The 23,691-nt window shown below is 35.8% G+C and carries 27 protein-coding genes and 1 pseudogene; 22 read left to right on the top strand and 6 right to left on the bottom strand.

The genetic code is table 11. The annotated features are described in order from the left end of the window. Positions 1-35 precede the first annotated feature (35 nt). The 3 genes from JN080_RS15445 (at position 36) to JN080_RS15435 (ending at position 2,985) form a co-directional block, all read left to right on the top strand. The gene (locus JN080_RS15445) at positions 36-1,622 is read left to right on the top strand and encodes a bifunctional metallophosphatase/5'-nucleotidase (protein WP_256236901.1); all 1,587 of its coding nucleotides are present in this window, start codon (positions 36-38) and stop codon (positions 1,620-1,622) included. Between the two features lie 198 nt (positions 1,623-1,820). After that, entirely contained in the window at positions 1,821-2,219 is a 399-nt protein-coding gene (locus JN080_RS15440) for a GNAT family N-acetyltransferase (protein WP_256236900.1), read from the top strand. Between the two features lie 190 nt (positions 2,220-2,409). Continuing rightward, positions 2,410-2,985, top strand: coding sequence for a GyrI-like domain-containing protein (locus JN080_RS15435; RefSeq protein WP_256236899.1), 576 nt, complete (start codon positions 2,410-2,412; stop codon positions 2,983-2,985). An 18-nt stretch (positions 2,986-3,003) separates the two neighbouring features. Here the strand turns inward: JN080_RS15435 and JN080_RS15430 are convergent, their stop codons facing one another. Further along, positions 3,004-3,135: a hypothetical protein gene (locus tag JN080_RS15430; RefSeq protein ID WP_256236898.1), complete on the bottom strand. Its 132-nt coding sequence runs from the start codon at positions 3,133-3,135 to the stop codon at positions 3,004-3,006. Positions 3,136-3,282: 147 nt separating this feature from the next. Between JN080_RS15430 and JN080_RS15425 the strand changes: the two genes are divergently transcribed. From JN080_RS15425 to JN080_RS15410, 4 genes and pseudogenes are all read left to right on the top strand, one after another. After that, positions 3,283-3,672 carry a YybH family protein gene (locus JN080_RS15425; RefSeq protein WP_256236897.1) on the top strand — a complete coding sequence of 130 codons (390 nt, stop codon included), beginning with the start codon at positions 3,283-3,285 and terminating at the stop codon, positions 3,670-3,672. An 89-nt stretch (positions 3,673-3,761) separates the two neighbouring features. Next, positions 3,762-4,199, top strand: a complete 438-nt coding sequence (locus tag JN080_RS15420) for an SRPBCC family protein (protein ID WP_256236896.1) — start codon at positions 3,762-3,764, stop codon at positions 4,197-4,199. A gap of 12 nt (positions 4,200-4,211) precedes the next feature. Then, positions 4,212-4,375 (top strand): annotated as a pseudogene (locus JN080_RS15415) (acyl-CoA dehydrogenase family protein); the annotation flags it as partial. A 627-nt stretch (positions 4,376-5,002) separates the two neighbouring features. After that, positions 5,003-5,950: a D-2-hydroxyacid dehydrogenase gene (locus tag JN080_RS15410; protein ID WP_256236895.1), complete on the top strand. Its 948-nt coding sequence runs from the start codon at positions 5,003-5,005 to the stop codon at positions 5,948-5,950. Between the two features lie 459 nt (positions 5,951-6,409). On the opposite strand, the gene JN080_RS15405 is transcribed toward JN080_RS15410, so the two are convergent. Continuing rightward, positions 6,410-6,730, bottom strand: coding sequence for a hypothetical protein (locus tag JN080_RS15405; protein ID WP_256236894.1), 321 nt, complete (start codon positions 6,728-6,730; stop codon positions 6,410-6,412). 337 nt (positions 6,731-7,067) lie between these two features. Here JN080_RS15405 and JN080_RS15400 point away from each other — a divergent pair, with 337 nt between their 5' ends. Continuing rightward, on the top strand, positions 7,068-7,208 hold the full coding sequence (locus JN080_RS15400) for a hypothetical protein (protein WP_256236893.1): 141 nt from the start codon (positions 7,068-7,070) through the stop codon (positions 7,206-7,208). A 123-nt stretch (positions 7,209-7,331) separates the two neighbouring features. Here JN080_RS15400 and JN080_RS15395 read toward each other — a convergent pair whose 3' ends face one another. Then, positions 7,332-8,129 carry an undecaprenyl-diphosphate phosphatase gene (locus JN080_RS15395; protein WP_256236892.1) on the bottom strand — a complete coding sequence of 266 codons (798 nt, stop codon included), beginning with the start codon at positions 8,127-8,129 and terminating at the stop codon, positions 7,332-7,334. Positions 8,130-8,465: 336 nt separating this feature from the next. Here JN080_RS15395 and JN080_RS15390 point away from each other — a divergent pair, with 336 nt between their 5' ends. After that, entirely contained in the window at positions 8,466-9,275 is an 810-nt protein-coding gene (locus JN080_RS15390) for a CBS domain-containing protein (protein ID WP_256236891.1), read from the top strand. 209 nt (positions 9,276-9,484) lie between these two features. On the opposite strand, the gene JN080_RS15385 is transcribed toward JN080_RS15390, so the two are convergent. Further along, positions 9,485-10,183, bottom strand: a complete 699-nt coding sequence (locus tag JN080_RS15385; RefSeq protein WP_256236890.1) for a polysaccharide deacetylase family protein — start codon at positions 10,181-10,183, stop codon at positions 9,485-9,487. 221 nt (positions 10,184-10,404) lie between these two features. Between JN080_RS15385 and JN080_RS15380 the strand changes: the two genes are divergently transcribed. Continuing rightward, positions 10,405-11,211: an HAD family hydrolase gene (locus tag JN080_RS15380; protein WP_256236889.1), complete on the top strand. Its 807-nt coding sequence runs from the start codon at positions 10,405-10,407 to the stop codon at positions 11,209-11,211. A 157-nt stretch (positions 11,212-11,368) separates the two neighbouring features. Here the strand turns inward: JN080_RS15380 and JN080_RS15375 are convergent, their stop codons facing one another. Beyond that, on the bottom strand, positions 11,369-11,509 hold the full coding sequence (locus JN080_RS15375; protein WP_256236888.1) for an FbpB family small basic protein: 141 nt from the start codon (positions 11,507-11,509) through the stop codon (positions 11,369-11,371). 349 nt (positions 11,510-11,858) lie between these two features. Between JN080_RS15375 and JN080_RS15370 the strand changes: the two genes are divergently transcribed. From JN080_RS15370 to JN080_RS15335, 8 genes are all read left to right on the top strand, one after another. Continuing rightward, positions 11,859-12,242: a vWA domain-containing protein gene (locus JN080_RS15370; RefSeq protein ID WP_375141666.1), complete on the top strand. Its 384-nt coding sequence runs from the start codon at positions 11,859-11,861 to the stop codon at positions 12,240-12,242. A 215-nt stretch (positions 12,243-12,457) separates the two neighbouring features. Continuing rightward, entirely contained in the window at positions 12,458-13,300 is an 843-nt protein-coding gene (locus JN080_RS15365) for a tyrosine-type recombinase/integrase (RefSeq protein WP_256236886.1), read from the top strand. Between the two features lie 148 nt (positions 13,301-13,448). Further along, positions 13,449-13,571, top strand: a complete 123-nt coding sequence (locus tag JN080_RS15360) for a hypothetical protein (RefSeq protein WP_256236885.1) — start codon at positions 13,449-13,451, stop codon at positions 13,569-13,571. Positions 13,572-13,881: 310 nt separating this feature from the next. Next, positions 13,882-14,880, top strand: a complete 999-nt coding sequence (locus JN080_RS15355) for an ABC transporter substrate-binding protein (RefSeq protein ID WP_256236884.1) — start codon at positions 13,882-13,884, stop codon at positions 14,878-14,880. A gap of 105 nt (positions 14,881-14,985) precedes the next feature. Continuing rightward, positions 14,986-16,017 carry an ABC transporter permease gene (locus JN080_RS15350; RefSeq protein WP_256236883.1) on the top strand — a complete coding sequence of 344 codons (1,032 nt, stop codon included), beginning with the start codon at positions 14,986-14,988 and terminating at the stop codon, positions 16,015-16,017. Next, positions 15,992-16,786, top strand: a complete 795-nt coding sequence (locus tag JN080_RS15345) for an ABC transporter ATP-binding protein (protein WP_256236882.1) — start codon at positions 15,992-15,994, stop codon at positions 16,784-16,786. Before JN080_RS15350 ends, JN080_RS15345 begins: the two co-directional genes overlap by 26 nt. Positions 16,787-16,877: 91 nt before the next feature. Beyond that, positions 16,878-17,975: an NAD(P)H-dependent flavin oxidoreductase gene (locus JN080_RS15340; protein ID WP_256236881.1), complete on the top strand. Its 1,098-nt coding sequence runs from the start codon at positions 16,878-16,880 to the stop codon at positions 17,973-17,975. Between the two features lie 80 nt (positions 17,976-18,055). After that, a complete protein-coding gene (locus tag JN080_RS15335) occupies positions 18,056-18,943 on the top strand; it encodes a fumarylacetoacetate hydrolase family protein (protein ID WP_309144683.1) in 888 nt (295 codons plus the stop codon). Between the two features lie 107 nt (positions 18,944-19,050). Here the strand turns inward: JN080_RS15335 and JN080_RS15330 are convergent, their stop codons facing one another. After that, positions 19,051-20,196, bottom strand: a complete 1,146-nt coding sequence (locus JN080_RS15330; RefSeq protein ID WP_256236879.1) for an MGDG synthase family glycosyltransferase — start codon at positions 20,194-20,196, stop codon at positions 19,051-19,053. A 189-nt stretch (positions 20,197-20,385) separates the two neighbouring features. Here JN080_RS15330 and JN080_RS15325 point away from each other — a divergent pair, with 189 nt between their 5' ends. Genes JN080_RS15325 through JN080_RS29865 form a run of 4 tightly spaced genes read left to right on the top strand, consistent with a single transcriptional unit; the run spans position 20,386 to position 23,646 of the window. Further along, positions 20,386-21,783, top strand: a complete 1,398-nt coding sequence (locus tag JN080_RS15325) for an MFS transporter (protein ID WP_256236878.1) — start codon at positions 20,386-20,388, stop codon at positions 21,781-21,783. A 42-nt stretch (positions 21,784-21,825) separates the two neighbouring features. Beyond that, positions 21,826-22,596: an ABC transporter ATP-binding protein gene (locus JN080_RS15320; protein WP_256236877.1), complete on the top strand. Its 771-nt coding sequence runs from the start codon at positions 21,826-21,828 to the stop codon at positions 22,594-22,596. Next, positions 22,593-23,351: an ABC transporter permease gene (locus JN080_RS15315; protein ID WP_256236876.1), complete on the top strand. Its 759-nt coding sequence runs from the start codon at positions 22,593-22,595 to the stop codon at positions 23,349-23,351. The genes JN080_RS15320 and JN080_RS15315 overlap by 4 nt, the downstream gene beginning before the upstream one ends. 37 nt (positions 23,352-23,388) lie before the next feature. After that, positions 23,389-23,646, top strand: a complete 258-nt coding sequence (locus JN080_RS29865; RefSeq protein ID WP_375141665.1) for a PAS domain-containing protein — start codon at positions 23,389-23,391, stop codon at positions 23,644-23,646. Positions 23,647-23,691: the final 45 nt, after the last annotated feature.

The following is a 23,691-nucleotide window of genomic DNA, read 5'->3' as shown; positions in this document are numbered from 1 at the left end:
TAATGATATTGATTAAACGGAAAGGAAGTACGCTGATGACTGCAGCAGAAAAACGCTGTGAATTGGTTATTCTGGAAACTAGTGATACTCATGGACATGTCTATCCCATCAACTATGGAAATAACAAAGAAACGAACTCAGGTCTTGCAAAGATCGCTAGTCTAATAAATCAGGAGAAACAAAAATATAAGTATAGATTGCTGATTGATAATGGAGATGTTATTCAAGGGACACCGTTAACCTATCATTACGCTAAATTCCTTCAGGATCAAAAAAATCCAATCATCAGCATTTTAAATAGCTTAGAATATGATGCGGCTATTATAGGAAACCATGAGTTTAATTATGGGATGAATTTGTTATTGGATTCTGTCATGGAGTCCAATTTCCCATGGCTCTCGGCCAATATCATTGATAGAGAAACGAATAAGCCTCGATTTGGACAGCCTTACTTGATAAAGGAATTTGACAATGGTCTGCGAATTGCTGTATTAGGTGTAACGACACACTACATACCCAATTGGGAGAATCCTAGCTATATTGAAGGCTTGAATTTTGAAGATGCCTTTAAGACAACTGAAAAGTGGGTTGAGTATTTGAAAGAAAATGAGCGTTACGATTTACTGGTTGTCTCCTATCATGGAGGCTTTGAGAGAGACTTGTCATCAGGGGAGCCTACTGAGGCTTTAACAGGTGAAAACCAAGGCTATCGTATGTGCAATGAATTAGAAGGCATAGATGTTTTACTAACTGGTCACCAACATAGACGAATTTCAAAGTACATCAATGGAGTACTTGTGGTTCAGCCTGGATTTCATGGCCAGACAATTGGAAAAGTAGAAATCTTTTTTGAAATGAAGGAAGGAAGATGGACAGTTGTAAATAAATCCGTGGAGTTATTGGAAGTAGATGATTCAACAATTGCAGAAGAAGAAGTATTGGCACTTGCTGAAGAAAATGAGGACGAGACACAAGCCTGGCTTGATCAGCCAATCGGAGAAATCGCAGGAGGGTTGTTAATCGAAAATGCTTTTGAAGTAAGACTAAAGGATCATCCTTTGATTGAATTTATTAATCGAGTTCAAATGGATGCTGCCGGCGTTGAGATATCCAATACAGCGTTGTTTAACAATGAATCGCCTGGATTTGCCGAAAAGGTAACGATGCGGGATATCGTGTCCAACTATATTTACCCGAATACATTAAAAGTAATCCGTATCTCCGGTCAGGATATAAAAGACGCTTTGGAAAAATGCGCATCTTATTTCATATTGGATGAAAATAATGAAATAAGAGTTAATCCAGCTTTTGCTGAGCCAAAGCCTCAACACTACAATTATGATATGTGGGAAGGAATCGAATATGACCTGAAAATCTCTAGACCACTGGGATCCCGGGTAGTTAAGCTTAACTTGAATGGGCTGCCAATGAACCTATTAGAACAGTATGATGTGGTGATGAACAACTATCGGGCTGGCGGAGGAGGAAACTTCGACATGTTTAAAGATAAACCAGTAATTAAGGAAATTCAGACGGATATGACTGAATTATTGGCTGATTATTTACTTAAAAGAAAGACAGTTTATCAAAGCTGTAATCATAATTGGAGGGTCATTTATTAAAATTTGCATAATAAGGAGTCTTGCCTTGTTTTTACATTGAAGAAGATTTATAGAAGAGTATTCGAGAGGTGAATTAGTTTAGAAAGGGGCGTGTTTCTTCATTGTAATGCGTCTTTTTCCCAAATAAAGCGGGATAGAACATACAGACTATCGAATGTATTTTTGTAGTACATACTGATTGAAGAAAGGAATGGGAGTATGTCGATACTATATGAATTTGTTCAAAAGATTGATGCTTCTGAAGTAGCTGATGTCTTTAAAAAGTCAGGGATTACTCGACCAGTTGATGATTTAGAACGTATTCAACGAATGGTAGATCACGCAGACATTATAGTGACTGCGAGAAACAATGGACAACTTATTGGCATAGCAAGAGCAATAACCGATTACTCCTATTGTTGTTATTTGTCAGACCTTGCTGTGGATGCTGAATATCAGCGTATTGGAATAGGAAAAGAACTTGTTCGCTTGATACAAGAAAAACTAGGTGAAGAAGTTACATTGTTATTGGTTGCAGCACCAAATGCAATTGACTATTATCCACGAATTGGATTTAAAAAACTGGATAGAGCTTTTTCAATAACGCGTAAACGCTAAACAAACGAGGTTAGTAATGTGTGCTTTAAGAAGAGGGTATTATATGATAATGAATATAGTAATCCCCATCGTAATAATAGTGATTCTTCTCGGTATGGGGATCCTATTGGTTAAGTCATTTAGAAAGTAGAATTGCCAAAAACTAAGTATTTTCACAGATCTCATTCCATTTTTGAAGGGAGATTTGGATTTGGATTACAGAATCATACAAAAGGAAGCATTTAAGGTTATAGGCAAGGTAGCGAAAGTATCGACAAAAGATGAAGGACATCACAGGAGTATTTCTGAATTTTGGGATCAATGTAATGCTAATGGGACAAGCGAAAAGATTTGTTCCATCGATAACAGTAAAAAAATGCTTGGCATAAGCATGGAATTTGAAGCTGATAAGGAACAATTTTCTTATATGATTGCCATAGAAGATGTCAATCATTCAATTGTGACTGGCTTTGATACGAGGGTAATTCCTGCTGCTAATTGGGCAGTGTTTACTTCTGTAGGTCCAATGCCGGATGCAATCGTCAACGTATTCTCAAGAATCTACCAGGAATGGTTCCCAACAACAGGCTTTGAGCAAGCAAACTCAACAATTCTTGAAGTTTATCCTCCGGGCAATCCTTCAGCACAGGACTATACATGTGAAGTTTGGGTACCAATAGTGAAAAAAAAATCAACCAATATTTGCCTTAGAAAAATATATCTATATAGAAAAGGAGAGCACAAGAACTGCACTCTCCTTTTCTTACAAAAAGTCTTTTTTTCTTGAACTATGAATAGATTGGGGCTATTTCTTATTTACTTGACGCCCGCTTTTTTTTTGGCTCTGTGAACTTGAGTTTCCAATTTGAAAATCATTCCCTAATTCAATATCATTTCTTTTATCCTGTTTCTCGATTTGCTCTCTCGTTTGATCCATGTTTGTTATCCCTTGTTTAGACATTATATATCTCATCTCGCTTTCAAATTTTATTGTTTTTAATATGCTCAATTATAAAAAAAATAGCTATTTTTCTTTACAAAAATTATATGAAACAGAAATTTTTTAGATATTGGGAGGAATTATATGGAACACGAAATAAAAGAACTTATCAAAAAATGTGACCTAGCAATAAAGCAGGAAGATTTTGAAACGCTGATGAATTACTATGCTGATGATGCTATTCTGGTTGTTAAGCCTGGAATGATTGTACAAGGAAAAGAGAAAATCAAAAAAGCATTTATTGCCATTGCAAAATATTTCAACAACAGTGTTGTACCAACACAGGGAGAAATGCTTATTTTAGAAACTGGAGACACAGTGTTAGTTATTTCCCAAACGATTCTTGCTGCCGATAAACAGGATTCGGAATATTCTATGGATCGAAGGGCAACCTATGTGTTTAAGAAAAATTCACATGGCGAATGGCTTTGTGCAATCGATAACTCATATGGTACGGACTTACTCAATCAGTAGACATTAAAGCTGCTGATTATGAGCATAATCTGCATTTACAAAGTTATGTGGCAATGATCTTAATTATTTGTAAAGGAATGATTTAGCATATGAACAACCTTACAAAATTTAAAATAGAAAAGCCAACTAATGAAGTATTCGAGGCCTTCGTAGATCCTTCGAAGATTGGTAACTTTTGGTTTTCATCTAGTTCTGAAAGATGGGAACAAGGCAAAACAATTACTGTGAAATATGATGAATACGATGCACAAATTGATATAGAGGTACTAGAAATCAAAGTAAATAAAAAAATTGTATTCCGATGGGGTGCAAATGGGGACGGGCATATTGTTACGGTTACTCTAAAAAATATCGATCATACGGGTACAATTATTGAAGTTAGTGAAGAAGGATTTAGAGAAGACGACGATGAGTTAATCAATCAATTGCTAGATAATAAAGAAGGCTGGGTTTTTATGCTGACTTGTTTAAAGGGATATCTTGAATTTGGTGTTACTAAATTGAGAGGAGGATTAGTGAAGGATTGACCAATAAAATGCAAACTTGCGATGGCTGCACTAGATAATGGCCGGTTTACCGTTGCAGAAGGGGCGGTTGGTTTAATCGAAGCAAGCTTGGAAGCGAGTGTGAAGTTTATCACGAGCGCAAAACATTTGGAAAAGAAATTGGAAAACACCAGCTCGTAAAGCAATTTTTAGGTCAATAATAAATATTTAAAAATTCAGATAAATACTTTATACTTAACTTTAGAGTCCGATGACAGCAAAAGCCTTGCTGCATAACCGGCATATTTTAGTAATGTATCCTTAGACCAAATTGACTTTGTTCACTCGATCTCCTTTGCAGGACGACGAGCCTTGGAAAAGTCAGTAAAGCGACCAATGCGAGAGCATTGTTTGCTTTGCTGGCTCTTTTTATTCAAAGGCTATGTTAAAGCACATTGTTTATTTTGTCACTATGTTGATTGGAGCGGAAATCAATAGGAATGTTTAGCAGAGCATTATGAAAAATAAAGGGGGCTGCTTAATGAAAAAAGAACTATGAAACCTCTCCATTTGATAGAATTTCCATCGACCCTGCCCAGGCTTTTTTACCGATGGTTTACAGTTAATCTTTCCTTGAATTGTATATACAATGTTTCGATCCTTCTGTGATCATTTTCGTTAGAAGATCTGATAAGCTTTTTTATCAAGCTTTGGCAGAAGTAAAACTAAACGGTTTGCGATATGGCCTTTAAATAATCTTTTTTTCTTGACAGATATGTCCAGGGAATATATAGATTAGTAGAAGATTAAAAACTGCATTTTTATAAAAAGAAGGAGGGATACCCATGATTTTAATTCAACATATTCAAGCAGGGGAAATACATAAAGAAAGAGTGGAAAATGTAACTGATGGAAGGCATGAAGTTAAACTAGCTAAATATCTTCATGATGTTCCTGATCTATCACAAATCGAGATTCTTTTTACCTATGGAAAAGAAATAACGGTTGAGATGTTTAATGAAATGACCAATTTAAAATGGATTCAGCTAAGTTCAACTGGTTTCGATCATTTGCCCAAGGATTATGTCCGAAACAAGGGAATTATCGTAACAACTTCAAAAGGGGCTCATGCCGAACCAATTGCGGAGTATGCCTTTTCAACAATGCTTTATTTTACACGAAAGATGGATCGTTTTTTGGAGTTGCAAAAGGAAAAGAAATGGCATCGTCTGGATTTTCCTACCGAACTAGCCGGAAGTACGCTGGTCATTTTGGGTATGGGCCATATTGGCAAGGAAATCGCAAGGAAGGCACAAGCCTTTCATATGCAAACGATCGGAGTTAACAGTTCCGGCGCAGCGAGTGAATTTTTTGATAGCGTCTATCGTATCGTTCAATTAGCAGAAGTGCTGCCGAAAGCGGACTATTTGATTTTGACCCTCCCATTAACAAATCAAACCTATCATCTTATTGGGCAGGAACAACTGTCCTTGTTAAAACCAACAGCTGTTGTTATTAATGCAGGACGTGGCGAGCTGATGGATGAGTCTGCAGCAATTAAAGTCCTGCAAACAAACCGGATTAGAGGAATGGCGCTGGATGTATTTCATCAGGAACCACTGCCGCAGGATTCACCTTTATGGGATTTGCCCGGACTTCTGCTTACGCCGCATATGGCAGCAATGACAGATCGTTTTCTCGACCGCAGCATCGACCGATTTATTAAAAACTATCAACTTTACGTGAAGGGGGAAGAAATGATTGATGTTGCGGATTTTACAATAGGATACTAATCCAATATTTCATTAATGAACATTAAGACAAGGTAAGATGTCCTCGTTTGAATTTGTATATAGGAGAAGATGCCTCCGATTATGTATAACTACGCAAATAGTTATACATAATTGGGGGCTTTTCAGAAAAACACCTATGGTTGTCATATGGGTTGAAAGACACAAACAAATAAAAATAGAAACACTTCAGTCAGTCTATTGGGAAAATGGTAGATACTTTCAGCTGTTGTTATTTAACTTTGATTTAATTTGGCTACTCCAAAGGCAAAGTTTTCATAAAATACTTTTTCAACAGCTTCAACTTGACCAGCATAGCACTTTACCATCACGACTACTTCTGTCACCCCTTTGGTCCTTTTTTTTCTTGAAAAATTTTCTTTGTTTACAATTAATTCAAAAATGAGGCCTAGTACAAAGCCAATTCCTAATCCGATTAATCCCCATATAATTGGACCCCATTTAAGTATGTATCCATACGTCGCTCCCAAAACAGCTAAAATGTACCGAAAATTGCAGGCGCATCTTAGCAAGCTCAAATTTCCCCGTAAATGAGTACAGCATAGCTTCATTTAGATGAGCATTTGTATTAACGATAATTTCCCAAATCATTAATATATAGCCTTCAAGAAACATTCCTAGTAACATATGCCCAAACCCTGGGAAAATAAACGACCACATAGGGGAAATCCAGGGATTGATTAAAAAATTATAGTTCACATTAAACTGACCTAAATAACTGTTATAGCGCCGAACAAGCTTATTTACTGTATGATTGTCCACTTATTTCTCCTTAAAATAAATTGAATAGTTGAAGGTTAACTGATAACAAAAAAGCGCCTTACCGGAATGATGCTTCTTATTATATTCCATAAATATTACTCCTATAGTTTTTTTAGGAAGCATTCATTTTATTTTTAGATGATAAGGTTAATTGTATCCATCAAAATAACCAATAGAATAAAAAAGAATAATCTTTTTAGTAAAATGGAACTATAAAATATAGCTACTGGAAATTTAAGTCTTTTAAGAAATAACATTCTTTCTCAGAGTTACTTCGAACTGTGGCTTTATCATCAATTGACGGAAAATTAAAGTTCAATGAAAAGGAGGAAATACAATGACAAACCGTAATGACAATCGAAATCAACCACATACCGGAGGAAGTAAATCAGCTGATACGGAATTCGGTGGAGAACTTTCACAAAGTAAAAAAGCTAGGAAAAAAGCAGCAAGAGAAAGTAAAAATAATAGCAAATAATAAAAAATGGTAACGTATTGTTTAAAAAAAGAGCCTGTCCTAAGGTAAAATTCACTCCTTAAGACAGGCTCTTTTATTTATTTCAATTATGCGAAATACTATAACGGATAATGATTTGAAAACCTATAATATAACAAATACGGTAAACAAGACAGCTAGTGCAAAACGATAATAAGCAAAAACAGAGAGACCAATTTTGCTTAATACTTTAAGGAAAGCAACAGCTACTAACATCGCGACAACAAAGGCAGTGATAAAACCAATCGAGAACATCGGAATGTCGCTTGAATGAAGAAAATGCAAACTTTTAATGAAATCTAACCCTGTTGCACCTACCATAATAGGAAGGGCTACTAAAAAAGAAAACTCGGCCGACGTTTTATGGTCAGCTCTTGCCAGCAAGCCTCCTGAGATGGTTGAACCAGCACGAGAAAAGCCAGGAATTACTGCTAAACATTGGAAGAGTCCAATGATAAATGCTTGTTTATAGCTCAATTCATCAACTGTATTCGTTGTGAAGGGGCGATGCTTTTTTTCAGCATAGATCATCAAAATACCACCCGCCACAAGGCTCACAACAACAACCTTTGGTGAAAACAGTTGAGATTTGATGAAATCATGCAAGATAAGTCCCACTACTGCTGCTGGTATGACCCCTAAAATGATATGTACAATATCTAATTTTTTTACTGGCTTTCCGATTGTACTGAAATTTAATAGTGAGAGAAACCTTTTGAAATACAATACTAAAATAGCAAGCATGGAACCTAGTTGAATAATGACCTCAAAAGTACTGGCTTTTGGCCCGGTAAATCCTAATAGACTGCCGACTAAAATCAAATGACCGGTGGATGATACAGGCAAATATTCTGTCAAACCTTCGACGATGCCCAAGATAAAGGCTATTAAATGTTCGCTCATTTTTCTTTCTTCCCCTTATGTAAGTGACTTTTTTAAATAAACATATAAAGGAAGTATAATATTAAAAGCATTGAAGATGCAAGTATCGACAAAAAATTAATATATTATTAATATTCACTAGGAAAACTGATATATTTCGTGGTTAAGATGTTAGTCTAAAACATTTAAGAAAAGCGTCTTACTAAAAGATGATAAATTTTGAAAAAAAGGTAAAAACGATAAAATGCAATAATATGGCGTAGACGTATTATATATGTTTTAATAAGTCATACTTAAAAGCGTATCGAGGCTGGTTATCTAAGAGATAGAGTACACTTCAATTAAGGGGGCATATAAGTGAATTTAATCCCGGCATCTCAGAAAGAAAAATTAAGCTCGTATCGAAAACTCCGATCACTTTATGAACAAAATATAAACGTAAATTCTATTTCCGAAATATTAGAAACATGTAACCTTACAGATGATGCCCTTCGGACCAAAAACTATATGCTGTCAAAGGATTATGATGTGATTGGTGTTGAAGATGGGGGTATTATAATTGGTTATGTTTTAAGGGTAGAATTAAAAGATGAAGGTTCGTGTAATGATTATTATCGGAACTTCAGTCCAATTGAAATTGTCTCAGAGGCTACCCCGCTTATTCAAGCTCTAAATATTTTAAAAGAGTCTGAAAGGATTTTTATTTTAGAGGGGAATAGGGTAACGAAGGTGGTTACGTTAGCAGACCTTCAAAAACAGCCAATTAGAATGTTATTATTCGGTTTAATATCACTATTAGAGATGCAACTTAACAGAATTATAAAAGAATATTTTCCAAATAACACATGGCAAAATCATTTACATTCAAAACGATTAGAGTACGCTCAGAATCTATTTTTAGATAGAAAATCACGAAATGAAGCAATTGAACTAAGCGATTGTTTACAGATTTGTGATAAAAGAGAGATCATTGTCAATGAAGTAAAGCTAAGGGAGCTTTTGGAAATAGAAACAAAGAAAAAAGGAAATGTATTCTTTAAGGAATTAGAAAAATTGAGAAACAACCTTGCTCATTCCCAAGATCTTAATACTTCAAGCTCTTGGAATGAACTATTTAACCTAATTCAACAAATTGAAGCATACCTAGAAAGATGCGAACAAATTTAATTTTTGCAAACAGGATAAGGAGTAAATTGAAGGTACCGGGTTTTATGGACTAGCTAGGGAAGAATGGAGCCAAATGGGAATGGATACCCCCTTAGTTTAAAATAGAAATATTCACAAAAAAGTACACTGGGGACAGTGTACTTTTGTATTGGTTCGATAACTGTTGTAAAGAAATTCTTTAATGGGAATATGAAGGACAAAGTTTCATATTAATTAGTTTTCAACTGATTAACTGTGACAAATGTGTAACCTTTTTTTGACAAAGTATCTAGGATTCCTTCTATAGTTTTAATTTCATTTCCGGTATGATCGTACATTGGATGAAGTAAAATAATAGATCCAGGTTTTACGCTTTGGTTTACATAATCGACTTTAGCAGATATGGAGGTATAATATGTGTCTGGTTCAAGATTCCAGGTAATGGTATCTCGATGATGCTTCATTAAATAATATGGTAAGGCAACAAGTTTTTTTCCATTTGGCGGGCGAAAATCAATTTTTCCTTTATAACCGGTTTTCCTAATTAATCGGTCTGTTCTTTCTATTTCAGTTTTGATATAAGCGGGTGTTTTAAAAACCATTCGTTGATGGGAAAAGGTATGATTTCCGATTTGATCCCCAGCTTTTACGATTTCCTGCCCTAGCTTTGGATTCTTTTTCAATTCATTCCCGATAACAAAAAAGGAGGCCTTTGCACTATATTTTTCCAAAAGAGGAAGGATTTTTTTTACATTATTTGTTGGCCCATCATCAAAAGTCAATGCAACCACTTTTTTGTTTGTATCGACGTGGCTTATTAATCCACCAAATAATTGGTATGTTCGTGAATTCATTAAATCATATGTACCGAAAAACAAAAGGAAGAGGGCCACTAATAAGATTACAAGTGTACCTATTTTCTTACTCATATAAACCGAACACCCGGGGCAATTTTAAAACTTTTTCTAAACCCGAAGCCCATTTAAACAGCCTCCTTTTTAAAAATTATATCATAAACAATTGTTGCATCTAATCTGAGTATAAATGCAGTGTTCATTAAAGTTAACATGTATTTTTTATAAGGTAATATTGACTAAGACCTGTGGCAATATAATTAGAGGCATAAAAATATCTGTAGAAGGAGTAAAAAATGCAAAAACAAACCATTTTATTTAATCTTGACGACACATTAGCCTATTGTAATAGATATTTTAACCAAGTTATCGAAGTATTTACCGAGCAAATTATCAAATGGTTTGACACCTTAACAAAAGAGGAAATAAGACAGAAACAACTTGAAATTGATTTAGAAGCCATTGACGAATATGGCTTAATATCAGCACGTTTTCCTGAGTCATTTGTGGGTACTTATAAATACTTTTGTGACTTAACTGGAAAAGAAAAGAAAAAGTCCGATATTGATTCTTTAAGGGAATTAGGGTGTAAGGTATTTAAAATTCCTGTTGAACCGATCCCCTATATGAATGAAACATTGCAACAATTAAAAGATGCAGGACATGAATTGTATTTGCATACAGGTGGAGATGAAGCTAATCAACGGTGGAAAATTACCCAGTTAGAACTCACAACTTATTTTGAACACCGTATCTTTATTTCAGAACATAAAGATACGACAGCTTTAACAGATATATTAAAAACAATTGATGCCGATCCTAAAATAACGTGGATGATTGGAAATTCATTAAGAACTGATATTATGCCAGCACTAGAGAAGAATATAAATGCCATTTACATTCCTGCTGAAACGGAATGGGACTTTAACGTTGTTGAAATTAAAATGGAGCCTAAAAGAGCATTTTATACGTTACATTCACTACAGGAGGTTCCTAATGCAATTCATCAACACATAATAAAAAAGGAGAAATTTAGAAATAACTTCGCTTCTAATTACAATTCTCATCATCGAAATGAGGAAGAAGATAATCTTTTTACTTAAAAGATTACCCACATTATTATTTTTCAGAGGTTTTATACCGGGTAAGAGTAACAGCAAGCAATTTTGCATAAAAATAAAAAGGAGAGCAAATGCCTCCTCAGTTGTATTACAAAAATTGAATAAATAACGTACAATTAGAAAAATTACAATGTTGTTTTTAGATTTTTAAAGAGGCTGTTACTTTTTTTGAATATTTATCTTCAATTTTTGTTTCAATCTTTTCAATAGCCTTTAAATCCATTTCTATTTCCTTTTTATTATCAATAATGAGTTCCTTAAAAGTTTTTTTAGGTCTCATAGGTCACCTCGCTTCCTCTTATTACGTATTATACATAATAATAAAATTATAGAATTATAAGAATATTACAATTATATGAACATTTTAAAAAAATGTTGAAAATTAGCGTATTTAGTAAAAATATACGGTTAGAATGTGACCAATTATATTTAAAAATTAAAATCTAAAGTTTCAGCTAATCATTTTGCCAAGGCTGTACATACTTTAGAATATGGATTATTTGTTCATTAATTTTTTTGATTCCGGAATTATCCAATTATAAATCAGTACATTATAAACCAAAATAATATAGCTTGCTCATTAATTTAGGGGGTTGGTCGTGTTGAAATGGCATAAAAGGATTCTTTCCATGATACAGGAACGTCAAGATAAGAAAGTCGCCTTAGCAGTGGACACTTCAACGAACAAAGTCCCAAGCATCCTAATAAACAATATTGTAAAACTCTTCGAACAGCTTAAACCAGATACAATATTGGTTCAGGCCGATTATAAGATAAGAGATATTTCACCCGTAAAAAGCGATACAATTAAGTATTTTACACATGGGAAATCATCCTATACATTGGTACTTGAGTGGGCAGAACAAGAAAAAGTGGATACACTTTTCTATATTACAGATGTAACAGGATTTATTGCAGAAGAAATGACTAAAGTTGATTATCAATTATATTGGCTTGTACCGGATGCGTTTTTACCAAGAGTTCCATTTGGGAAAGCAATAAAAGTTGCATGATCATGAGCGTTTCATTGTTTGTTAGGTATCTAACTATATAATAAAATTGAATTGACAGAAGAAGGACACCTTACCAAGGTGTCCTTTTTACATAAAAAATGAAAAATAACACTTCTGGAAGTTTGTGAATATTTTTATTCTTCGCTAATGAAATTTTACTTCTGCGAAGCTTTTTGATATAATAAAGAAAATAGCTTGGAACGGGAGGGCTTTAGGTGGATAGAAAGGAAACAGATGAACTAATTAAGTCGTTTGCAACTTGGCTAAAGATCCAAGGTAAGTCAGATGGGACATTAAATACTTATACAGGTGTTCTTAATTGTTTTAGCGACTTTATGTATAAAAATGGCTTTAACATGCAAGATATTCAATCTGAGAATGTACAATCCTATATCCATTTTCTTGAAGCCGAAAATAAAAGCCCAGGAACAGTTGAAAAGCATTTTGCAGCCATAAGCGTTTTCTCAAAATTTTTAAACAAACCGCAATTGGTCGTAAATATTAACAGAAAGCTGAAAGAAAAGGTCAATGAAGTTCCTGAATCACTTACTCTACCAGAACAAAAAAAATTGATTGAAGAAGTTACTGCAGATGGAAATTTGCGTAATATTACAATGATCTTCACATTATTACATACCGGTATAAGGGTTTCCGAGTTATGTGATCTAAATAAAAATGATGTCATAGTAGATCCTGAAAATGCTTATTTAATTGTTAAACAAGTAAATTCAAATGAAGGCCGGGAGATTCCTTTGTCTGAGGAATTACGGAAATACCTAGAATGGTATATAGATTCACAAAATAAAGATAATCCTGCCTTGTTTGTTTCGAATATTAATAAAAGATTAACTCCTAGGGCGGTTCAATATATCTTAAAGAAATATAATGTTAATCCGCATAAATTACGTCACACATTTTGCCAGAAATTAATTAATAATGGTGTTGACCTACATACAGTCTCTAAACTGGCAGGTCATAAAGATATTAATGTGACGAAAAAGTATTCAAAAGAGATTGAGCCTGATGTTAAACGGGCGATAGATAAAACGTTTATTTAATATAGCACAAAAGTCCGGTAAAAGCCGGATTTTTTTGTTTGACTATTTTTACAAAAACCATTTTTTAGGTATCACCCCCATATAATCAAGGGGACTTCCGAATTATATAGTACATAGCTTGTTTAAATAATTAATTTGGAGGTTGAAGATGATAAAAATTGATATTGATCGATTGTTAGAGTCGACAACTGAGTTGAAAGCTGACAAAAGCGATTTTCAAGTAAAAAAAATAGAAATTGATAGAATTTTGGAAATTACTCGTGATTGGTAAACTCGTTAAAAAAAATAAAAAATACATTTTAATGGCTTTCTACATCTTTTTTGTAGAAGGCTTTTTTTATCTGTGTTTAATTTATAAAAATTTTCTTAACGTATATTGACTTAAAGGGTAAAAGAATATTAGAATAATTTTTAAATATAAGAAATTTTTCGACTCCTTTTTATCTTTAAAGCGTGTATTCGTAGCAGTGATAAAGTATAATTGTAGCTGTAATCAATATTCGTCTGTGGGATAAAACAAAATTTTTTAGATGCCTTAGGGCTAGGAGTTATTATTTTAATTTAAGGGGGTTTCATTATTTATGAAAAAGTTTAGCCGGATTTTTGCCGTCGCAGCGGCGAGCGCACTTTTACTTGCTGGATGTGGCAGTAAGGACAATGCAGGAACTACAAAGAAATCGGAGGGGGAAAAGCAATATAAAATTGGGATTACTCAATTTGCCGTTCACCCTTCGCTGGATGCAGCTACAAAAGGATTTAAACAAGCATTAAAGGATAAAGGGATTAATGCAAAGTATGATGAGCAAAATGCAGAAGCAGACATGAATAATACCCAAACGATAGCTAAAAACTTTGTTGGGAATAAAGTTGATTTAATTTTTGCAAATGCCACTCCTAGTGCAGTTAGTGCATTAAATGCAACCAAAGAGATTCCAATCGTATTTACCTCTGTTACTGATCCAATAGGAGCAGGGCTAGTAAAGGCATTTGACAAACCAGGAAATAACATTACAGGTACTACAGATAATCATCCAGATGCAACCGGAAAAACAATTAACTTTATTACCGACCAGGTAAAAGCCAAACAAGTAGGGATCATTTATAATTCCGGTGAACAAAATTCTGTTGTTCAAGCGAAGCAAGTAAAGCAATTACTAGAAAAAAAGAATGCTAAGCTAATAGAAGTTTCTGTTTCGACATCAGCTGAAGTTAAACAAGCTGCAGAATCCCTTGTTGGCCGTGTCGATGCGATTTACATTCCGACAGATAATACTGTTGTTTCAGCACTAGAATCAGTGATTACAGTAGCAAATAGTAAAAAGATTCCGCTGTTCGTTGGCGAACTGGATTCGATGAAAAAAGGTGCTGTAGCAGCAAGCGGCTTTAATTACTATGATATTGGCTACCAAACAGGAGTCATGGCGGCTGACATTTTAAGCGGCAAGAAGAAGCCTTCTGAAATTCCGGTAGAACTTCCAAAAACATTAAAATTAGTAATTAATAAGAAAGCAGCAGAAGCACAAGGATTAACGGTGGATGCTAATTGGTCAAAACTTGGCGAATTTTATGAAGGAAAATAAACTTATAATCTAGCTTTTAAGGGGGAGGCCTCTTTTGGGGCACCTCCTAATTTTTATATCAATGTTCTGGGCATTCAGCCTTAGTCAAATGAAAGGATGATCTAATTGTTTACAGCTATTTTTGGATCATTTGAGTCTGGTATTATTTATGCAATCATGGCAATCGGTGTCTATTTATCTTTTCGAATTTTAGATTTTCCTGATTTGACAGTGGATGGGAGCTTTGTAACAGGAGCAGCAGTTGCTGCAACCATGATCGCTGCAGGGGTCAACCCATTTATTGCTACTGTTTCAGCATTGGTTGCAGGATTTGCAGCCGGGTGTTTAACGGGAATTATTCATACCTTTGGAAAAATAAATAATTTATTATCCGGAATTTTAATGATGATCGCACTTTATTCTATCAATTTACGAATTATGGGAAAATCAAACGTTCCCTTATTAAATACTGATACAGCATTTACAAAAATCAGCGATATTTTTGAAAAAACAGGCATTGATTCATTCTTAAATAAGATTCTTACATCGGTTGGTCTGGGTGATAGCTTGCCTCAGACATGGGGAATTCTCATATTTATGATTATCATTACGTTCTTGATTAAATTTGCTACGGATTGGTTCCTGCGAACAGAAATGGGCCTGGCAATCAGAGCAACCGGTGATAATAAAAGAATGATTCGCAGCTTGTCGGCAAACACGAATCTTTATGTTATTTTGGGTTTAGGACTTTCCAACGGATTCGTGGCATTTTCAGGTGCGTTAATCGCTCAGCAGGGTGGATTTGCCGATGTTGGGATGGGGATTGGGATGATCGTCATTGGCTTAGCCTCGGTTATCATCGGGGAAGCTTTGTTTGGAACAAAAACAATCAAAAGAACTACATTGGCAGTTATCGGCGGGGCGATTATTTATCGGATTGTCGTTACTTTAGCGCTTCGGGTTGAGTTTTTAAATCCAGGTGATATGAAGTTGATTACGGCAATCATTGTGATCATTGCGCTGATGGCACCGAAGCTGGTTGACAGTTCCCGTGAGAAAAAAGCCAAATCTCGCAGGAAAACAGAAATAATTAATAACCTTCAAGCTTCTGGATCGGGAAAGGAGGACAATCATGCTGCAGTTAAATCAGATTTATAAGGTTTTTAATGAAGGGACACCAGATGAAAAAGTGGCAATTGATCGTGTGAATTTGTCTCTTCAAACGGGGGATTTTGTTACCGTAATCGGAAGTAATGGTGCAGGAAAGTCCTCTTTAATGAATATTATTTCGGGTGTACTTTTTCCAGACATTGGGGAAATCCTTCTTGATGGGAAAAATGTAACGTCTATACCTGAGTACAAAAGGTCAAAAATGATTGGCCGTGTTTTCCAGGATCCGATGGCAGGAACTGCACCAACGATGACGATTGAAGAAAACCTTGCCATGGCTTATTCACGAAACAAGTCAAGAACGCTAAGAAAAGGTGTTACAAAGAAACGGCGCGAATATTTTCGTGAGGTGCTGGAATCATTGCATCTTGGACTTGAAAATCGCCTTACTGCTAAAGTCGGTTTATTGTCAGGCGGGGAACGGCAGGCACTTTCCCTGTTAATGGCAACCTTTACTGAGCCATCGATATTACTCTTGGACGAACATACTGCTGCGCTTGATCCATCAAGAGCAGAATTAATCACCAACTTAACGAAGGAAATTGTTAGTAAATATCATTTAACAACGTTAATGGTAACCCATAATATGCAGCAGGCAATTGATTTAGGGAACCGCTTAATCATGATGGACAGTGGGCAAATTATTTTTGAGGTTGATGAAGAGGAAAAGCAAAAGCTTACAATAGAAAGCTTATTACAGGAATTTCAAAGAATACGCGGAACTCAAATGGCAAGCGACCGTGCAATCCTGTCGTAAGTTTGGGTTCATAAAAAAGATCATGGTTTGTGATCTTTTTTCTTTTTTTAGGACAGGTCACATCTTAAAATGAAAGCAAGAGGTGATAGAAATGTGGACCAATGATTTAACGAAACTACTACATAGTAAATATCCGTTAATCCAGGCCCCTATGGCAGGGGGCCCAACTACCCCTGAATTAGTCGCTGCTGTTTCTAATTCCGGTGGATTGGGTACGATTGCAGCAGGATATTTGAGCCCCATGCAACTAAAAGAACAAGTAAAAGCAGTGAAATTGTTAACCAAGCTTAACTTTGCGGTAAATGTATTTGTTCCGGCAAAGTACACGATTGATGAAGATGTGGTAAGGAATGCAATATCATTATTGAAGCCAATCAAGGAAAAATTGAACGTTCCAGAAGAAAGCCCAGCCCTACCTAATTATGAGCATGATCTGGAAATATTTCACGAGCAACTGAAAGTGATCGTAGAGGAAAATGTTCCAATCTGTTCCTTTACATTTGGTATACCATCTCCTGAGGTAGTAACACAATTAAAGAAAGAAGCAATTGTTGTCATCGGAACAGCTACAACCGTTAATGAAGCAATCATGAACGAGAAGGCAGGTATGGATGCGGTTGTTGTGCAGGGAAGCGAGGCTGGAGGACATCGTGGCAGTTTCCTTAAAAATGGTCAGGAAAGTCTAATCGGCTTACTATCGCTTATTCCCCAAGTTGCTGATTCGGTCCAGCTACCTATCATAGCTGCCGGCGGAATTATGGATGCCAGAGGATTGGTTGCAGCACGATCACTTGGTGCTAAAGGGGTGCAAATGGGGACTGCTTTTCTTACGTGTAGTGAAAGTGGTGCAAATCAAGCACATAAGGATGCCATTTTAAAAGCCAGTGAAGATCAAATTGTACTCACAAGTTCTTTTTCAGGCAAGCAAGCTCGTGGAATCAACAATAGCTTTATAACTGCGATGGAAGGAAAAGAGGGAGGGTTACCTGAATATCCAATCCAAAACGCGTTAACCAAAGGAATTAGAAAACAAGCAGGTATTCAAAAGAATCCTGATTACATGTCCCTTTGGTCAGGTCAAAGCCCAAGATTAGCAAAAGCTGTATCAGCAAAGGAATTAATGAATGGGATCATTTTATCGGCAGAAAATATAGTACAAGGATTGATTAGCTCAAACTTCGGGGAATGAAACCTTTTTAATATTCTAGAACGAAAAATTCAATTATAATAAAAAGGAAGTTCCTAACATTTTATATAACCTAAGGGGAGATGGATTTGAAATTACTTCAATTTTTAAAAGAGAATGAACTGCGTTTAGGTGTTAAAACAGCTAAGGGTATTCTAGATGTAAAAGAAGCAGCGGACAAGTTTGAGAAAGGCGTGCCGGTTACTCTTCAGGAAGTTATTCTGGAAGGAGACGAAGGTGTTGCAAAGGTCAACAGCTTAGTTAATCTGGCTCTTGATAACAGTCGAAGTGAATTATTTGTTTCTGAGGAAACGATTCATTACGCACCAGCTGTTACGAATCCTGAAAAAATAGTCTGTGTAGGTTTAAATTATATTGATCATGCGAAAGAGTCGAAGATGGATATACCGGAGTACCCACTGTTATTTAGTAAATTTAACAGTGCATTAGCAGCACATTTGGAAACGATTGCAATTCCCCAAGAAGCAAAACATATGGATTATGAAGCAGAACTGGTAATCGTAATGGGGAAGACGGCAAAGCATGTTACGGAGGAAGAGGCATTGTCATATGTCTTCGGGTATAGTGTGGGAAATGATGTTTCAGCTCGTGATTTGCAATTTAAATCGGGTCAGTGGTTACTAGGAAAAACTCCTGATGGCTTTGCACCAATTGGCCCATATATTACCACGAGTGATGAAATTGACCCTAATAATTTATCGATTGAATGCAGGGTTAATGGAGAAATACGTCAAAAGGCGAATACATGCGACATGATTTTTAATTGTGCTGTCTTAATTAGTTACATTTCTCAATATATGACACTGAGACCTGGAGATCTTATTTATACAGGAACTCCGGAGGGTGTGACGTTAGGATATCCTGAAGGGGAACAGGTTTGGCTAAAGTCTGGAGACGAGATGGTCGTTACGATTGAATCGCTCGGTGAATTAAAAAATATTCTAAAGTAAACAACATATAAATAAACAAACCCTTTGGATAAAAATCCAAAGGGTTTTAGCTGGGTGCTGATTATGTAGTCATCATTCGAATGTGATTGATCAGGCCTACATTCCATTTACAAAGAAAGTGCGGTTTTATTTTCATTATAAGAATTCTCAACCTCTAACATAAAATGGACGATATCCTCGGCTGCCTTTGGATTGATAAATTTCTTTTGGCTTTCAATAATTTCATTTAATTTTTCAGCATCATTTTTAAGTAAATCATCCATTGTTGCTTTGATGTCTTGCGGATCTTTACAGATGACACCAAGATTGTATTTCTCCGCAAAAGCCGGATTGCTCTCTTCCTGCCCCGGTAATGCTCCGGTAATGATAATCGGGGTATTCGTTGCAACTGCTTCAAACATCACATTTGGGCTTCCTCTAGTAAATGCAATATCTGAGGAAAACATTAGATCCTGGATGTTTTTAGTAAACCCATAAATCTCAACATTGTCTCCATATTTTCCTTTTAGCGATTTTTCTAATTTTGTCTTTAGCTTTGTATTTCGTCCGGCAACTATTTTTACTGAGCAATGAAAATGATCTAATAGATTTTCGGCAATCATTTTCATATTTCCAACGCCTTCACCGCCGCTCATAATCAAACAATTTAAAGGCATTTGTTGATTATGGTTAATATTTCTTTTTATATTTTGTGATTTCCTGTAAAATCGAGAACGAACGGGAAAGCCCAAAACTTTTATCTTTTCGTTTGGAATCCCATAGGAAATACATTTATCCCTAGCCTCAACCGTTGGACTAATAATATAATCGGCTCTTTTATCCGCCCAAAGCGGATAAATATTCACAAGATCAGCAATTAGAGTAATAAATGGTATCTTAATCTGTTGCTTCTCTAAAATGTTTAGGATGGAACCATTGAAATTAGGGTGCACCGATAAAATTAAATCTGGCTTTATTTCATCTAGTAATCTTAAAAACGTTGTTTTAATAAGTCCTGCAATAAGATCATTGACGAGTGTTGGTTTTACCGATGATAGGCTCCAAACCATCTTCCATAAACCTTCAGCACTTCGTGTGATCGGACCGTATGATTTACCGATGCTTAACAGAAGTGGACCGCCAAGTGAGAATCCATCCACAACGTGTATTTTAACGTCATGCTCGCCAACAGAATTTTCAAATAATGACTCTGTTATGCTTTTATGTCCATGACCTGTATTTTCAGAAGAGATGATAAGGATATTTTTACTCATTTAACCAAGCCTTTCCTAACCGCGTATTGTATAATTATAACAAAGTTTTCGTTTATTGTTGTAGGTTCATTATTAATTATTTGTATTTCTTGTTATCCTATTACATATTACTAAAGCAGTCTAAGGCAAAAAAGTATAAAAAAGAGAAATAATCATCTGGAATTTTATTTGAAGGGGCTATATTTACTGGTGACATTAAAAAAATTTAAAGTTATCTATACAATATTTGTATTTATTGCACTTGCAGCATTCGATAATATTATCATAGGACTCTTTCCTCCCTTATTTCAGTCAATTGCCAAAGATTTACATGTTGGTGTGGCGAAAATGGGGGTTGTTTCTGCCATTAATATCCTTACGACAGCGCTATCTTCGGTTTATTGGGGATATCTTTCCGGGAGGTTTAAACGAAAAAGACTGATTATGATCGGTACATTAATTTGGGTGCTATCTGTTTTTTTAACAGCTTACAGCCAAAGTTATCTTCAGTTAGTATTTTTTCAAATTTTAACTGGAATAGGCTTAGGCTGTATTGCTTCAATCGGATTCAGTGTATTAACAGATTCGATTCCCTACCAATATCGCGGCTTAATACTGAGCCTATGGGGAATGACACAAGGTTTGGGTGGTATTGCTGGCTCGTTGCTAGCTTCTTTAGTAGCCACATCGTCTACCTGGAGGACCCCCTTTATATTGGTAGGATTTATCGGTTTTTTTCTAATCATCCTTTATTTATTTGTAAAAGAACCTGTAAGGGGAGAATCAGACCCTGAATTACAGGAGTTCATCAAAGAAGGAAGTTCCTATAATTACATAATCGAAGCAAAGCACATTACTGGAATTCTTTTTAAAGGGAGCAATACCTATCTTTTTTTACAGGCTTTTTTTATGAATATTACTACTGGAAGTCTTATTTGGCTGCCTACCTTATATATTTATAAAATTATCCAGCAGGGGTATAGTACTAAAACGGCAATAATTGCAGCCGGATACCTATATGCTATATTTCAGCTCGGGGGTATGACGTCAGCTTATTTTGGCCATCTTGGTGACAAACTTCAAGCAAAAACCTATAAAGGCAGAGCCCTGTTAACAGCTGTCTTTGTTTTTTTGACTGCGCCATTTTATATCATCATGTTTATGATACCGATGACAAACATATCCTTACCAACTGACAATAATCCTATTTTTATTTTACTAAGCTTGTTAAAGGAAATTCTAGTAAATCCATGGATTGCGCTGATATTTGTATTATCATTTTTTGCGTCTGCTGCTCAATCAGCCAACACACCAAACTGGCTTGCACTTTTAACAGATGTTAATCTTCCTGAACACCGCGGGACAGCCTTTAGCGTGGCCAACCTTTCCAATAGTTTAGGAAGAACACTTGGTAACGTTGGTGTGGGCCTGTTACTAAGCCTGGTTGCTTCCTATACAAAGGAGCCAAATAGCTATATTATCACTTTATCGTTATTGCAGATTTTTCTTATTCCATCAGCTCTATGTTATGTTAAGATGGCTAAAAAAAATGTTAAGGATATTCAAAATGTGAAAAAAACTCTTAATAAAAGAGCAAATAATAATTAATATTTAGGCTTTGATAAAGTAAAAAAGTGAGAAGTGAATAAAATGAACTCTTTGCAAAAAAACGATGAAACTAAGCATAATGATGCTGCAGTGGAACTGATCTCTATCAAAAAAACATTTAACCATCGTGATGAGCTTGTCCATGTTTTAGAAGGGATCAGCGGCAAGGTAGCGGAAGGAAGCATTTTAACGATCATTGGACCTTCTGGATCAGGTAAAAGTACGATTTTATCATTATGTAATTTAATGATTACCCCTGATGAGGGAAAGGTCGTCATTCTTGGAAAGGATGTTCAGGAATGGGATATCAAAGAACTTAGACGGCAAGTCGGCATAGCTTTCCAAGGGGCCCCCATGCTCCAAGGAGCAGTTCTGGATAACTTGACCCTCCCCGCACGATTGCATGGGAAAGAATTAAAGGATCCTGAAAAGTACTTAGAATATGTTGGACTATCAGCAGAGCTTTTATCAAGAGAGGCCAAAGAGCTTTCGGGTGGGCAACGCCAGCGGCTTTCTCTTGCAAGAACATTAATAAATGAACCTGCTGTTTTATTACTAGATGAAGTCACATCGGCACTTGACTCCATTTCGGCCCAAGAAGTGGAAGAACTTATTTTACGGATTAACCGAGAACAACATACAACCATTCTTTGGGTTACCCACAATCTATCTCAGGCTGAAAGAGTGGGCGATCAAACGTGGCTCATCATCGATGGAACTCTTGTTGAAGCGGCCCCAACGAAACAATTTTTTACTGAGCCTAAAGAAGTACGGACCCAGCAGTTTTTAGATAGGAAGAGGGATCTGCGATGAATTTATTTACCCTTCTGCTCAGCTTTAGCTTTGTCATCCTATCATTGTTTGTCTCAATTGGTTTTAAATTAGGACTTGGCCGTGACCTTATAATTACGAGTATCCGAGCCACCGTTCAATTATTAATCATAGGCTATATATTAAAACAGGTTTTTGGGTTCGGACATCCATTGGTGATTGTCCTCATGCTAGTGTTGATGATCATAGTAGCTGCTAAAAATGCAGCAAAGCGGGGGAAAGGGTTACCTCATATTTTTTGGAAGATCTTTTTAACAATTGCCATTGTTGAAACAATCACACAAGCGTTTTTACTAGGATTACATATTGTTCCACCGACACCCCAATACATAATATCCATCAGTGGTATGATCATTGGAAACTCCATGGTTATCGTAAATCTCTTCTTAAATCGCCTAAAAGGGGAGCTGGAAATGCGAAAAGAGGAGGTAATCCTAATTTTATCCCTTGGCGGAAGTGTTAAACAATCAATCTATTCAATTCTAAAACAATCAATACGCTCAAGTCTGATACCCACAATTGAAGGGCAAAAAACGATTGGACTTGTCCAGCTTCCAGGCATGATGACCGGTCAAATCATTGCGGGTGCTGATCCGGTTCAAGCGGTACGCTTTCAGCTCTTGATTGTCTTTATGATTTTATCTGCAGCCTCTTTAACTGCGATTATTTTGGGCTTTTTAACCTACCCGAGTTTATTTAACCAGCATCAACAGTTAGACATACAGGCATGGGAGTAAATCCTGTGTCTTTTTTATATTGCTGTTTTAAACTAGTCTGGTTACCAATACGAAGGGAATTATTGAAAAAGTAAATCATGCTTTTACAAGGGTAACTGGATACACAGTGAATGAGGTTGCGGGAAAAAAAACCAACATATTTCAGTCAGGAAAGCATGATCAGACCTTTTATCAAAAAATATGTGATTCGATTCCTAAACATGGTTATTGGCAAGGTGAGATATGGAACAAACGAAAAGATGGAGAAACTTTATTAGAATGGCTGATCATTAGTAAAGTGAACATTGGAAAGTAAAATATTATCTTGGATTATTTAGTGATATAACAGAGCAAAAGAGCT

The organism is Bacillus sp. EB600, from assembly GCF_024494385.1.
Classification (GTDB): Bacteria; Bacillota; Bacilli; order Bacillales; family Cytobacillaceae; genus JAEVLT01.
This window is presented reverse-complemented; position numbering and strand designations above follow the sequence as displayed.

Excerpts from the sequence above, each read along its gene's own strand:
- JN080_RS15445 (WP_256236901.1), top strand. The coding sequence starts at position 36 with ATGACTGCAGCAGAAAAACGCTGTGAATTGGTTATTCTGGAAACTAGT.
- JN080_RS15440 (WP_256236900.1), top strand. The coding sequence starts at position 1,821 with ATGTCGATACTATATGAATTTGTTCAAAAGATTGATGCTTCTGAAGTA.
- JN080_RS15430 (WP_256236898.1), bottom strand. The coding sequence starts at position 3,135 with ATGGATCAAACGAGAGAGCAAATCGAGAAACAGGATAAAAGAAATGAT.
- JN080_RS15425 (WP_256236897.1), top strand. The coding sequence starts at position 3,283 with ATGGAACACGAAATAAAAGAACTTATCAAAAAATGTGACCTAGCAATA.
- JN080_RS15420 (WP_256236896.1), top strand. The coding sequence starts at position 3,762 with ATGAACAACCTTACAAAATTTAAAATAGAAAAGCCAACTAATGAAGTA.
- JN080_RS15410 (WP_256236895.1), top strand. The coding sequence starts at position 5,003 with ATGATTTTAATTCAACATATTCAAGCAGGGGAAATACATAAAGAAAGA.
- JN080_RS15400 (WP_256236893.1), top strand. The coding sequence starts at position 7,068 with ATGACAAACCGTAATGACAATCGAAATCAACCACATACCGGAGGAAGT.
- JN080_RS15395 (WP_256236892.1), bottom strand. The coding sequence starts at position 8,129 with ATGAGCGAACATTTAATAGCCTTTATCTTGGGCATCGTCGAAGGTTTG.
- JN080_RS15385 (WP_256236890.1), bottom strand. The coding sequence starts at position 10,183 with ATGAGTAAGAAAATAGGTACACTTGTAATCTTATTAGTGGCCCTCTTC.
- JN080_RS15380 (WP_256236889.1), top strand. The coding sequence starts at position 10,405 with ATGCAAAAACAAACCATTTTATTTAATCTTGACGACACATTAGCCTAT.
- JN080_RS15375 (WP_256236888.1), bottom strand. The coding sequence starts at position 11,509 with ATGAGACCTAAAAAAACTTTTAAGGAACTCATTATTGATAATAAAAAG.
- JN080_RS15370 (WP_375141666.1), top strand. The coding sequence starts at position 11,859 with ATGATACAGGAACGTCAAGATAAGAAAGTCGCCTTAGCAGTGGACACT.
- JN080_RS15360 (WP_256236885.1), top strand. The coding sequence starts at position 13,449 with ATGATAAAAATTGATATTGATCGATTGTTAGAGTCGACAACTGAGTTG.
- JN080_RS15355 (WP_256236884.1), top strand. The coding sequence starts at position 13,882 with ATGAAAAAGTTTAGCCGGATTTTTGCCGTCGCAGCGGCGAGCGCACTT.
- JN080_RS15345 (WP_256236882.1), top strand. The coding sequence starts at position 15,992 with ATGCTGCAGTTAAATCAGATTTATAAGGTTTTTAATGAAGGGACACCA.
- JN080_RS15340 (WP_256236881.1), top strand. The coding sequence starts at position 16,878 with ATGTGGACCAATGATTTAACGAAACTACTACATAGTAAATATCCGTTA.
- JN080_RS15335 (WP_309144683.1), top strand. The coding sequence starts at position 18,056 with ATGGATTTGAAATTACTTCAATTTTTAAAAGAGAATGAACTGCGTTTA.
- JN080_RS15330 (WP_256236879.1), bottom strand. The coding sequence starts at position 20,196 with ATGAGTAAAAATATCCTTATCATCTCTTCTGAAAATACAGGTCATGGA.
- JN080_RS15320 (WP_256236877.1), top strand. The coding sequence starts at position 21,826 with ATGAACTCTTTGCAAAAAAACGATGAAACTAAGCATAATGATGCTGCA.
- JN080_RS15315 (WP_256236876.1), top strand. The coding sequence starts at position 22,593 with ATGAATTTATTTACCCTTCTGCTCAGCTTTAGCTTTGTCATCCTATCA.